Annotated in this window: 11 protein-coding genes and 1 pseudogene; all 12 read right to left on the bottom strand. The window is 59.3% G+C overall.

The window, feature by feature from the left end; genetic code table 11:
* Positions 1-137: 137 nt before the first annotated feature.
* On the bottom strand, positions 138-452 hold the full coding sequence (locus ACNJX8_RS08575) for a hypothetical protein (RefSeq protein WP_128931407.1): 315 nt from the start codon (positions 450-452) through the stop codon (positions 138-140).
* Positions 449-1,556: pseudogene (locus ACNJX8_RS08570) on the bottom strand (IS5 family transposase). Before ACNJX8_RS08570 ends, ACNJX8_RS08575 begins: the two are co-directional and overlap by 4 nt.
* Positions 1,557-3,241: 1,685 nt before the next feature.
* Entirely contained in the window at positions 3,242-4,774 is a 1,533-nt protein-coding gene (locus tag ACNJX8_RS08565) for a S10 family peptidase (protein WP_439360246.1), read from the bottom strand.
* An 802-nt stretch (positions 4,775-5,576) separates the two neighbouring features.
* The gene (locus tag ACNJX8_RS08560) at positions 5,577-6,614 is read right to left on the bottom strand and encodes an EscU/YscU/HrcU family type III secretion system export apparatus switch protein (protein ID WP_439360245.1); all 1,038 of its coding nucleotides are present in this window, start codon (positions 6,612-6,614) and stop codon (positions 5,577-5,579) included.
* Positions 6,611-7,432 (bottom strand): type III secretion system export apparatus subunit SctT, encoded by an 822-nt coding sequence (sctT, locus tag ACNJX8_RS08555; RefSeq protein ID WP_439360244.1) that lies wholly within the window; start codon positions 7,430-7,432, stop codon positions 6,611-6,613. Before sctT ends, ACNJX8_RS08560 begins: the two co-directional genes overlap by 4 nt.
* A gap of 10 nt (positions 7,433-7,442) precedes the next feature.
* Positions 7,443-7,718, bottom strand: coding sequence for an EscS/YscS/HrcS family type III secretion system export apparatus protein (locus ACNJX8_RS08550; RefSeq protein WP_439360243.1), 276 nt, complete (start codon positions 7,716-7,718; stop codon positions 7,443-7,445).
* Between the two features lie 2 nt (positions 7,719-7,720).
* Positions 7,721-8,386: a type III secretion system export apparatus subunit SctR gene (gene sctR / locus ACNJX8_RS08545; RefSeq protein WP_439360242.1), complete on the bottom strand. Its 666-nt coding sequence runs from the start codon at positions 8,384-8,386 to the stop codon at positions 7,721-7,723.
* Positions 8,379-9,470: a type III secretion system cytoplasmic ring protein SctQ gene (gene sctQ, locus ACNJX8_RS08540; RefSeq protein WP_439361849.1), complete on the bottom strand. Its 1,092-nt coding sequence runs from the start codon at positions 9,468-9,470 to the stop codon at positions 8,379-8,381. Before sctQ ends, sctR begins: the two co-directional genes overlap by 8 nt.
* Positions 9,470-10,000 (bottom strand): hypothetical protein, encoded by a 531-nt coding sequence (locus ACNJX8_RS08535; protein ID WP_439360241.1) that lies wholly within the window; start codon positions 9,998-10,000, stop codon positions 9,470-9,472. Before ACNJX8_RS08535 ends, sctQ begins: the two co-directional genes overlap by 1 nt.
* A complete protein-coding gene (sctN, locus tag ACNJX8_RS08530; RefSeq protein WP_439361848.1) occupies positions 9,976-11,325 on the bottom strand; it encodes a type III secretion system ATPase SctN in 1,350 nt (449 codons plus the stop codon). The genes ACNJX8_RS08535 and sctN overlap by 25 nt, the downstream gene beginning before the upstream one ends.
* 2 nt (positions 11,326-11,327) lie before the next feature.
* Positions 11,328-11,951, bottom strand: coding sequence for a type III secretion system stator protein SctL (gene sctL / locus ACNJX8_RS08525; protein ID WP_128943630.1), 624 nt, complete (start codon positions 11,949-11,951; stop codon positions 11,328-11,330).
* The gene (locus ACNJX8_RS08520) at positions 11,948-12,580 is read right to left on the bottom strand and encodes a nodulation protein NolU (RefSeq protein WP_128943629.1); all 633 of its coding nucleotides are present in this window, start codon (positions 12,578-12,580) and stop codon (positions 11,948-11,950) included. The genes sctL and ACNJX8_RS08520 overlap by 4 nt, the downstream gene beginning before the upstream one ends.
* Positions 12,581-12,584 lie beyond the last annotated feature (4 nt).

The raw sequence follows: 12,584 nt of genomic DNA, 5'->3' as shown, positions 1-12,584 counted from the left end.
GGAGCACGGCATCGACGGCCTCTGATGGGAGCGGGATGGCTACACCGAAGGTTCGTCGGCCGAGCCTCCGCCTGTCTCAAACGACTGAGCTTGACGGTCACTTCGGACCAAGGCTCCTTGGTAGGCAATGCTTGGATCTAGCAGGCTGTTGAAGAAGTAGCCAATCGGCGGGCGATAAAAGGAATGTCGTCGCCGCCTTCGAGGCATATCTTACCTTCGAGCGAGCCATCGGCGAGCTCTTCTGCCCAACCACGGCCTTTTGCGGGCTCCATCTCGTCGTTGCCATCCCATGTGAACTCGACGGCATCGCCTTCGCAACGGCCGTATATTGCCCCGGTGAGACAATCCAGGGCGAACTCGCCACCGTCGTTTGTGAACAGGATGTAAGAGCCCGACCCGGCCATGTCGTGATCGGGCGTTTCCACGACGCGCCATTTGCCCCGCACGCTCATAGCTGCACCGCCAGCAGCTTGGGCAGGCGGATCAGATTGTAGGCGGCAAGCGCCAACGTAAAGACGGCGTCCACACGCTCGCGCCCTCGCAGCTTTACCTTGGCCAGACCGGCGGAACTCTTGATCCATCCGAACACTTCCTCAATCCGCTTGCGGCAGCGTTGGCTGATCTCGTAGCCGGCATGGCGGGTGGAGCGGGCATCGACCGCCGTCTTGCGCGGGACGCCTGTCTTGCTGAGGTGTCCGTCGATTGCGATGTGCGGCGTCACCGATCGTTCTCTCAAGTCGTGCACGAACTGCGTAACGTCATAAGCCTTGTCCGCGCCGAGCGTGACCCGCCGGCCTCTGGGATGGCAATTATCAATCAACGCCAGCGCTGTCTCTCGTTCGGCCGTACCGGTGGCCTGGCTGACAATGCCGCCGACCGCCAAACCATGGCGATTTTCCATCAGAGCATGCCCCATGTAGCAGAGCTTGGCCGGCTGCCCATCGCCCTTCTTGTACAGCCGAGCCTCCGGATCGGTGGTTGCTTTGGTGCGTCTTGTTTGAACGCTTCTCCTTGTGGAAGCTGCGCTCAGCGTTACGTCCCGGCCCCCCACTGTCGTTGTCGCCTCCATCCCTTCTGCGGAAGCTCTTGATCGAAGCCCACGCCTCAATCAGCGTGCCGTCCACCGAGAAGTGGTCGCTCGACAATAGCCGCTTCACTTTCGGCTGAGCCATTACCGCGGAGAGGAACTTAGCGGCGATCTCACCCTCTAGCAGCCGGTCGCGGTTCTTGGAAAAGGTCGAGTGGTCCCACACCGGATCGTCCACGCCAAGACCGACAAACCAGCGGAACAACAGGTCGAACTCCAGCCGCTCCATCAATTGTCGTTCCGAGCGGATGCCATAGAACGCCTGCAACAACATCGCCCGAAGCAGCCTCTCCGGTGCAATCGAGGGTCGGCCAAAGTCCGTGTAAAGCCCCGCAAATGCCTTCGATAGATCGTCCAGCGCAGCGTTCACAATCTCCCGGATCTTCCGTAAGGCGTGATCCGGGCGAACCCGCGCTTCAAGATCCACGTAACTGAAGAGCGATCCAGACCGCTCGTCCGATCCCCGCATCATGGCCTCCCGATTCAACTATCGAGAGAATCACGTCCACTGCCATCCCGCCAGAGACTTCTTCAACAGCCTGCTAGATCTTCCTGGCCGGCTTATGCGCTTGCAGGCCAGAAGATGCATCTGGAAGCCGCCCCGCCTGTCCTAGAGGAAGCTTCGACGTTCTTACCGTCGATAAGCTTCATCAACCTGCAACCACTCAGAGAAATGACACGAGGACGCTTGTGAAATTGCACGCCCGAAGAAGTCACCGCATGCGCTCGACACGAACATCGGGCGATGGCTGCCTTTGAACCGGGTTCCGGCACGACGAGCAGCTTAGCGAGGGTCGCGCGTCGAGCTCAGACCAGGCAGCTAATCATCACCTCGTCTCCCATTCAGCGGTCCCGCATAGGCTTCTTTCAAAACACGTGTTGGGTGAGAAACCACCATTGCAGTTATCACATGTTCTTAGCGTTCATTGATGTTCTTGTGTCCTCACGGCTCTCGGCGCACCACTGCAGCGATTCGCCATTGTCGGGATAGGGCAACGCGGACTGGACGCCGCGATGCTGCGCCCCGTCGACCTACGGAAAATCGTAACTTGGGGATCGCGCGAGAGCTTTCGTGCATGGTCATGCGCGTCGATCGGTCGAAGCTCCAGTCAATCGAGCGAGAACGTTCATCGGGCCGTCGTCGAACTTAAACGCTCAGGTCACGTGTATCCGCCGCCGCTGTTGCCATTGTGGGAAGGAATGCAGGTCCGAGTCGCGTAGTTGCACGAGTAATTCTCGTAAGGATTTCTTTGGCCGCTGGCGTTGAGAAGCCCCTGATCGGAACGGTTTGCAAGTTTCTTGGCGCTGGTAATGCTTACCATGCCAGGTCCGAGATCCACGCGTTGAGTCATGTTTGTTTCGCTCTGTCTTGGAAAACTATGGTCACCGGAGCAGCATATCCGAAGAAGTTGTAGCAAAGACCTCCCCAAAATGGGTGGGGATCTATCCGCGGTTGATGCTGCAAGTTGGCCGGGTTTAACCTTGAGCATGGTCGCGAGAAGCCCAAATTGAGCATTGCCTAAAGTGGAACTCTTTTTCTCGAAAGTGGAAAGTGGCGGCTTTTAGCTCCATTTGGAACGGGCGACCCGAAGGCGGAATGGAGTCGGGTGAAAGGGGAGGAGATCACGCTTAGTCTCGGGGTCTCGGTAAGCGCAAGCTGGCCGCGACCTGGACGTTCATGACAATGTTCTGCGGAATTGATGAAGGAGTTCGGCACCGACGGGGCAAAAACCTTTTCTGGCCACGATAGATGAAGCCAGGGCTGCAGGAGATCTAGCGGTTGCGCCGCCGTGAGCTCCCTAAGTTGAAGGCGCCGAGATGCTCCAAAAGCTGCCCAGGCGCGTTGCGCGCCTGGGTTGTATCATGTATAGCCGGAAGCTAAATAGACTGCGCGCTGCAGCGCACATCCGGCAACGAAGCTGCCGCTACAATATCAGCTCGCCACAGGTGGCTCATTGCGGATTGCTGGTGTTTTCCGCGAGGCGGCCATGATGCGCAACTGCAGCCGCGCGCCTCCATCTCCCCGACGATTTCGGTGTCATAGCACGAGCTGCGCCGGCGCTCGGCGCATCGAACCCATTATCGGACACAAGGCCGAAAGGCGCATTGGCCGGCTCTCACCTAGCACCGGACCTTACGCCCAATCCATCGCCGCTACTTCATCATCGCTTCGACCTCTGCACGAAAAGCTTGGCGCGAGGTGTCTCGTGAATAGAACATGTGGCCGCCCGGATAGACTATAAGTTTGATGCGCGGTGCCGAGGCAAATGGCGGCAATTGGTCGAGCACGATCTGTGATCCGAGATAAGGCGTGACGAGGTCAAACAGGCCGTGCCCGACCAGCAGCTTCAACTTTCGGTCCGTTGCAAGGATCTGGCGCAGCTGCGAAACCGACTCCGGAGGGCTGCGGCCGAAATCCCAAGCCTGCCTGACCGAACCGTTGACCAGCTCATAGGAGCCGTCCGGCCGCCAGTTAAGCTTGCGCGTAAGGAGATCGACAGTGGCGCTAGTCAGAGGTGCTAGCAGCGTATCACTCGAGGCATCGCCGGAAACGTGGAAACCGGAGTCCGGGTACGGATCGAGGCCACGCACCGAGGCATCATAATTGCCGATTAGCTTGCCGTTCTTACGATCGAACTCACGGCGGAACTCGGCGAGTTCGACGCGGCCCGCGAGCCTACGACTGACCGCTTGATCGATGCCGGTCAGCGCCGCGACCTTGTCGGCCAGACGTGTGGTCGCTTCCCTGTCCTGCTGGCCTTTCATAAGATCGACAAGAAATTCGCCGCGTGCATAAGCCTCCATCTCAGCGAGATCGGCTCGCTTGACCGGCCCCTTAGCTTCACGGAAGGTTGCGGCATAGCTTGGCAGCGCCGCGACGTATCGCAACAGACCCGCGCGGACGCTGGAGTCGAACACTGGCGAGATCATGATGAGACCCTTAACGCCTATGCCCTGCCGCATCTGCAACTGGTGGACAATCTTTGGGCCGCGAATGCCACCATAGCTTTCGCCCGCGATGTACTTCGGCGACAATAGTCGGTCATGCTTTTCGAGCCAGCGGCGGATCACCAGTGCGAGCGCATTGGCGTCGCCGTCAACGGAATAGAGCCGCTTGCGTACATCATCGCCGGTACCCACGAATCGGCTATAGCCGGTACCTACGGGGTCGAGAAACACTAGATCAGTGAAATCGAGCCAAGTTTCCGCGTTTGGACTCGCCTCCGGAAAGGTCGATGGCGTGACCTCGTCCGCATTGATCGGTAACCGCCACGGTCCGGCATTGCCGAGCTGCAGCCAGGCCGATGATGAGCCCGGTCCGCCGTTGAAGAAGAATGTTACCGGGCGGGTGCCGCGATCGGTGCCGTCAAGCTGATAGGACGTATAGACGATGTCGGCCTGCGGCTCGCCCTTGTCGTCGAATAGACGGATCGAGCCGGCCGTCGCGAGGAAAGAGAGCGTCCTGCCAGGAAGCTCAAGCCTTTGTCTGGTGCTGGAATCCGGCGGCAGCCGATGCTGCTCGGCGGCCGACGGCATACTAGGAGTTTGGCCGGCGCCGGCGTTCTGGCCGGCCGGCGTCATGACTTGGACGGGCAGCGGCGAATCGTCGGCCCCCGCGCTGCCTACTCCCCCACAGGCAAACAGGATCGCTGCAATAAAGGTACGGCGCAGCGCGGTCAATCGCATCGAGTTTCTCCTATCCCGGCGCGCACCCTGTGCGCGAGGCCCATCTGTCAAAGCCACTAGCTCAGGACGGGGAGACAACAAACCTACCAAATCCAGTAGCCGTCACCATCGCCGGATGCCCTGCGGACGGTTGCGCGAAGGCGTCATCCAGCCAATGACAGGGTGCCTCGATAGCTACAGCAAATGCTCCTACTGAGGCCGCAATGCTATTAAGCCTAAATCGGAGCCGCTTCCCAACTTGGAAACCGAGCCGCTTACTGTGTTGTGGCATATTTGGGGTTCGAGACTAACCTTCGAACCCTGAGGCTGCGGAGAAAGATTGGGTCTATTCAAGAGTCCCGATTAAGGCCATTGAAATGGCTCGAGCCAGCACTCGGCGGTTTTCTGGATGGCTCACCATTGCGCGGCCCTTTGATACATCGAAACGTCACTGTAAAGATCGTGATCTGGAGCTAACGCTTCTATTTGCTGCGCCTTTTCAAGCAACTCAGAGACGGAACATTGTTCGGTGTCGCTTCCACAACCTCGCGACATTCATCCCGCAAGATTCCACAACGATCCAAAACACTTTTTCGCGCCAAATTCTTCGGTGATGCGTTTGAAGAAGCCGCAGGTAGACTAACATCGCCATGAATGACACAAGTTCATCAATACTCAGTAACGGCTCGGCAATTGCATAAGCCAGGATTGCACCTGATGAGTATCCAGCAAAGCGGTATGGGCATGCGGCTGGATCTGTTTAATCGCAAGAACCACCTCCATCGAGCGCACGTTGCGGATCGCAGCGTCAGGACAGGATGATCTAGACCAGCCCAGCGGCATAGAGTGCCTTTGCGACCGACTCGAAATATTGCGAGGGAACCGGGTTGCCGAGCCGTGCTTTCCCGAGCAGCTGACGTGCCAGGACATCGTCATCCACAATGTTGAGGCGCAGCGCGCGCGCCTCACCAAGCAGCTGTGAAGCAGCTTCGCCCTCGCCACGGCAGACCACGACCGGCACGCCGGTCTCGCCGCGAACATAGCGCAGCCCAATCAACGTAGCCGATCCCCGCAAGATCAAGGTGGCCCGACTGATGCCGAGCGGAGCCTCGTTGGCCGACTCTTGCCGCAGACGCCGGTGCTCACGCTTCACCTGCGGATTGCCTTGCTGTTCCTTGTTCTCTCGCTTGGCCTCCGTTTCCGTCATACGCATGTCCTGCATAAACAACCAGCGCTGGATTAGTAGGTCAGCCAATCCGCCGACCAGAAAAGCTCCAGCGGCAATCCCGGTCAGCAGTTTAACCTCGGTGAAGACGAAGCCAAAACAGCCCATGCCGCAGACCGGCAGGTACACGAGGGCCTTCCAGCTCGCGGTCACGATGAGAAAGAAGGTCGCACCAAGCAAAACCACTTTAGCCAGCGTCTTGCCAAGCTCGATGGCCGAACGTTTAGAGGCGATGCGTTTCAAGCCTTTGATGGGATCCAGTTTCTCGAGCTTCGGCTTGAGCGGCTCCGAAGCAAACATGAAGCCGCCATTGGCCAGGACATTGGCCAGAAGAGCTGCTGTCACGGCAGCGGCGAGCAACGGCGCGACAGTTGCAATCGAAAGCTCTAGCAAGCCGCTGAGCGCTTGTGGCACCGCACTTGTGAACGGCTGCTCCTCCAGTTTATCGACCAGTCGGACCGTTTCTTGCCACTTGTCCTCGATCGCACCCGCTCGCCACCACAGGCAGCCGAAACCGGCACAGGCGCTGACGCCGCTCACCAGATCGGAGCTGCGCGCGCTCTGCCCCTTCTTGCGCGCATCCCGCAGCTTCTTGGGCGTCGGAGGAAGCTTTTTCTCCTCACTCGTACCGCTCATTTCAAGAGCTTCTTCAGATACTCGAGCATGTTGCTCGAGTTCAAGATTTCAGCTCCCGCGTATTCCAGCAGATAGACGGTGTAGCTGACCATGATGACGCCGAAAGCGACATTCTTGATCATCGGGGAGAGATCGTTCAGCTTGAGCTGAGATGCGAAACGGCCGAGCATCATGACCGAGATATCGACAAGCAGCAGCAGGGCCAGCACCGGTCCGGCGACCAGCAGCGTCGTCAGCATGATATGATCGAGAAGGGCCAGACATTCCATTGCCCCTTGCGACGTCACCGCAGGCAGGAACTGATAAACGGGCCAGACCAGATAGCTACCATAAAGGCTCTTCACCATTGTCTGAAGGCCGCCGACCAGAACGAAGATCGTAACCGCGGTAATGCCGAGAAAAAGCCCCGTTCCGGACGCTTGGCTGTGCGTCGCGGGATCCTCGCCCGCAACCTGGCTTGAAATTCCTCGTTGGGTATCGATGATGTCGCCGACTGCCTGGATACTCCATAGTGGAATACTGAGCAGGATGCCGAGCACAAGACCGACAAATACCTCCTTCAGCCCAAGCATGGTGACGCTGACCAGACGCGTGTTCGGGTCCAGTGCTGGCAGGCCGAGTTTGACCTGCGCGAGGCATGGCAGGCCGATCGCAATCGTCAGGCTTCCCCGAATCAGGCCGCTGATGCGCGGCCGGGTAAAGACGGGAAGCACTAACATGATGCCTAGGGCGCGGGCCGCGCTCAGACCGGTTGCGGCGACGAGCTCGATCGCGCCCTGGACGACAGCTTGCGCATCTGTGGGTGACAGGCCGGCCATCCAAGCTCCGCTAATATCTTGCGGTGAGTGCAGGAAATTCGCTGAAGATGTGCTCGGCTTGGTCGATGAGTGGAGCGCTGAGCACGGGAGAAAACCCGGCGAGCACGGCGACGACGACCAGAAGCTTGACCGTCAGCGGCAAGGTTTGATCCTGGAGCTGGGTTGCCGCCTGGATGAGGCCAATGATCAATCCTGAGATGAGAGCTGCGAGCAGCGGCGGCAGAACCCAGATCATGAAAAGGATAAGCGATTGGCTCAAGTGCGTTAGGATGCTGGCTTCGTTCATCGTCAACCTCCTGGCGTCGTGTAGCTTAACACCAGCCCGTGCATAAGACGTGACCAGCCGTCGATAGTGACGAACAGAAAAAGCTTGAACGGGACCGATATCACCGTCGGGGACACCATCGACATGCCCATAGCCATCAAAATCGTCGTGACGATCAGATCGATGGTGATAAAGGGAAGATAGAGAAGAAAGCCGATCTCGAAGCCACGCTTGAGCTCGGAAATCAGGAACGACGGCACAAGAATCACAAAATCATCTGCCGTGGCGCTGTCGCGCATCTCCTCCGACCAGATATGTTCGGTGGACGACAGGAAGAAGCGGCGCTGCTCTTCGTTGGTGAACCTCTTAAGATGGGCGCGCAACGGCTCCTGTCCCTCCTTGGCGGCTGTCATCCAGTCGTCGAAGGTTTGGTAGCGAAGTTGGGGGTCGGTAAGGCGGTTGTAGGTCTGCTCAAAGACCGGAGCGCTGATGAAGACGGTCAGGATCAGTGCCGCTCCGTAAAGGACGATGTTCGGCGGTATCGATTGGGTCCCGAGCGCATTACGCACGAGAAAGAGAACAACCGAGACCTTGATGAAGGCTGTAGTTGTGACAACTGCAAAGGCCAGCAGGCCAAGGCCAACAGTTATCGCAAGAAGCGCAAGGATGCTGGGTTGAATCTCAGTCATTAAGCGTCAACCTGCCGCGTAACCTGACGGCCAGTTCCTCGCCGATCCGCACGATGTCGCCGCGGCCAATACGTTGGCCGTTGGCAAGGATATCGACCGGACCGTCAAGCGGCCGGCCAATTTCGAACACGTGACCTTCGTTGATGGTTCGCAAGGTTCCCAACGGCATCGGCCAGCGGCCACATTCGAATACGAGAGTGATCTCGAGACTGTCGATATCGGCCTCTGAGGGCGGTTGCTGCGCCTGGGTTTGTGTCATCGCATCTTCATTTTTCAAGGGGTGGGATTGCAAGCGGAATGGTCCCCGCAGCACCAGCCTGTCGCCGCCAACCTCTGCAGGGGCCCACAATCGGTCTGCAGTGAGAATGATCTGGCCTCGCGCGAGGGGAATTGCGTCCGGGAGCAGCGCGTCGCCTTGCCGTGCTTGGCGAACAACGCCGATCGTGACGCGGAGCGAACCGATATGGCCTGCAACGATGACCGGGAGTTCGGAAAGCAGCCTGGGCGTCTGTCGCGGCAATCGGACAAGCATTTCGCCTAGGGCACGAAACGCCGGCGGAACCGGACCGTCAAGAGGCGAGAATAGGAGCAGGCGAGCCTTGCTGGCGAGCTGACCATAGACGACGTCGAATTCAAGATGAGGTCTCGCGCTGGGCGCTTCATCAGTGCGAACAAGCCGCAGATTCCGTTGCGTCGTTCTCTCCAGCGAAGCAAGCAAGGGCTCAAGCGCAAGTTCCAGGAGCAGCGAACGCGTCGGCTCAGAAGGTAAGGTCAGACCATCCTGCACGGTCTCAATCAGTGCTGCCGCAAGCGGACCGGGCAAGGACAGGACCACGTTTTCTCCGTCTACTTCGAAGACGCAGCCAAGCATCGATGCCGAAGCCGGCTCCGCCTGCCAGACAAGCCGGCTTACACCGACCGATAGCGGCTTCTCGCCGAGACGGCTTTGCAGAGGTGTGCGCAAAACTGCAATCTCATTGAGCCACGAGGTCACAGCATGAGAGAGGGTCAGCGCCGGTATAAAGGGTGTGGCCCCACCTGATCTGGATGTCGCAGGCGCCACTTCCACAGAAAAATCGGCCATCATGTCGACTCGCCTCCCATTTGCCCGGGTCGACCTCGCCGGAGCAAGACCTCATCATCGGCTTCGATTTCAGCCGCGGCCTCGAAATGCGCATTCGTGATACGCCGAACGTCGCGCTCGATCTCATGCCATTTCTGGCTCGCGGCCGAACGTTTGGTCCAAAGGGTATGCGCCTCAACAGCCGCAGCCTCGGCCTCCTCTTGAGCAGCACGAGCCTTGTCAAGGCTCCGCTGCGCCTCTGCGATCTCGTCTGTGAGCCGGCCGATGATGAGATGATGGCGGCGCTCCAGTTCGGAGACTGAAATCGCATCGGCCGATAACATCTCCCCATAAAGCTCCGCTTCGACCCTTGCGCGCCGTCCTTCGGTATTTGCAAGATGCTCGCAAGCCTGTTCGACGGCTTGAACCGCAATGCGGCGCTTGGCTTCCATGTTGGACAACTCACGGAGGGCGCTCCGCTCCTGCATGTCCTTGACGAGCCGCAATTTCGACGCGTGAACGGGATTCAGGCGGTCAGACGTGATATCCATGCGATCGTCTCCTCAAAGCTGCATGCCTCGTCCTGACCCTGGCGCAAAAATGCTCGCAGATCCTCGATCGAGGCAATCGCCCGGTCGGTTAGCGGATCAGAGCCTTGCTTATATTCGCGGACCTTGATCAAGAACTCGGCCTCAGCGTAGCGCGAGAGCAGATCACGAAAGAAGGATGCTGCTTTGCGATGCGGCACGGATACGATTGCATCCATCACGCGGCTTCGGCTTGACAGCACATCGATAGCCGGAAAATGCTCTCGAGAGGCCAGCGCGCGCGAGAGAATAATATGGCCATCGAGAATGCCGCGTGATTCTTCCGCTATTGGATCGCCCGTGCCGTCACCTTCGACAAGCACTGTATAGAAGGCCGTAATGGAGCCTTTCTCGCCCATGCCCGCGCGCTCCAACAAACCCGGCAACAGTGCAAACACGGACGGCGGAAAGCCGCGCCGGGTCGGCGGTTCTCCTGCGGCAAGGCCGATTTCACGCATGGCGCGACTAAAGCGCGTCAAAGAATCCATCATCAGAACGACGCGCAGTCCCTGGTCACGGAAATATTCGGCGAGTGCCGTCGCCATATAAGCGCATTGCGCCCGCTCCATCGCCGAACGGTCGGAGGTCTCAACCACGACCACGGAACGGCGGAGGGCCTCACCAAGATGACGTTCGATGAATTCACGCACCTCTCGTCCACGTTCGCCGATCAGCGCAACGACGATGACGTCGGCCGACGCGCCTTTTACGATCTGCGACATCAGCGTCGACTTGCCGCAACCGGCATCACCATAGATTCCGATTCGCTGACCTTCTCCACAAGTCAGCAGGCCATCTAGGACACGGACGCCGAGCGGAAAAGGCTGTTCAATGCCGCGCCGTTTCATCGGATTGGGTGCCTTGCCCCGCAGCGGGCGGGCTTCGCTAGCCTTTATGGGACCTTTGCCATCGAGGGGACGCCCAAAGCTGTCGACCACTCGACCGAGCAAATCGGAGCCGACTGCCACTTCCTGCATTCGTCCGGTTGTGACCACCTCCGCACGGTTGGACAGCCCGACCATGTCACCGATCGGCGTGAGTAACACCCCGTCGGGCAACAGGCCGATCACCTCGGCCTCGAGCGACCACCCGCTGCGGGGATCCTGCAACAGGCATAGTTCTCCGACGCGGGCCTCCGGCAAGACAGCATGCAGCAGCGTGCCGATTGCCCGCGTGATCCGACCGCGGACGGCGCGCGTATCGATATGCTTCGCAGACGATCTCAAGGATGAGAGCGCGGCCTGGACAGTTCCTTCTCCGGCCGCCGCTTCATGGGTCGCTTGTTGCATGGTCACGATTCACCTGCCTGCGAAGACAAACCAAACCCGAGCCGTAGGGCGCGGAGCTGCGCGCCAAGTCCGAGATCGACATTGCCAAACTCGCTCCACAAGACGCACTGGTCCGCCGTCAGCGCCGGATCCGGCTCAATCCTGACCTTCGGCCGCCCTTCCAGTCCGTCATAGCCCCTGAACTCACTGGCCAGCAGATCGGCCTTCAGGGGGGATACGTGAAGGCAAACTTCCGTGTTCTTGTATTTTTGCTCAATGGCGTGACGAACCCCTCGCACCAGCATCTCGCCCGGATCAAACGCACCAAGCAAATCGCGCACGATCTCAAACACCAGCTGCGGCAACTCCCGCTCCAGAACAGCTTTTCGCTGCGCCAGTTCACAAGCAGCCTGCGCTATTAGTCGCGCCATCTCTTCTGCGCCTGCCTTTGCGCCCTCGGCGCGGCCCCGCGCTCGTTCCCGCTCATAAGCCTGGCGGGCCCAACCGCGAACCCGCTGTAGATGCCGCTCGGCAGCAGCCCGTGCCTCTACGGCGTCGTGCCAGATCTTGAGCTCGGCTGCCGAGATCAACGGCCCGAGGGGCCGAATCTGTGGTGCCACGGGGAATTCTGGGGCATCGGCTGTCATGCCCTGGCGGCCCCCGTTCCCAAATGGGCCGTCACCAGGGAAAGCAGCGGGTCGGCCGCGCTACGGTGTTCAGCAGCCGGAATCTCCGCAGCGGTCCCAATCGGCAGGCGTAGAAGCACGCGGACACGGTCAATTGATGAAGCCTTTTCCAGCCAGGCGCCGAGACAAGCATGCCCGTCGCATTCGATCTGTCGCGACAACTGCTCAGGATCGACAATGGGCGTGGTTGCGACCGCATGAGATAAATGCCGGACCCCGAAAGCATGCGCTTCAGCACCGATCATTTCGATTAATATCGACAGATCCTGCCGGGATACCAGCTTGAGGACGGAGCGTGCATGCCAGATGCTGCCCGCGAGCAGCGCAGCCCGACGCGGATCGTGCCCGAGCAGAGGGTCGTCGTTCCAACCGGCGCCGCTCAGATCCACTTCGCTGCCAAGCAGCAGCTCGGCCAGCCTTGGCTGCAGCCTGGCACTCCGCTGTAGTCTGACCAATGTGGCAGGCGACAGCAGCGGATCAAGACGTGCAGCGAAACGACTCGGATGAATCGAGGCTACGAGCTCGCGCAGCCGATCGGCAGCCAGCATGAACGAACGATTGGGTTCGGTTGATGATATCGATGTCGACATGAGC

Origin of the sequence: Bradyrhizobium sp. SPXBL-04, from assembly GCF_051853035.1 — a bacterium.
Classification (GTDB): Bacteria; Pseudomonadota; Alphaproteobacteria; order Rhizobiales; family Xanthobacteraceae; genus Bradyrhizobium; species Bradyrhizobium zhanjiangense.
The sequence above is the reverse complement of the archived record's forward strand: the minus strand, read 5'-3'. Positions and strand labels throughout refer to the sequence as shown.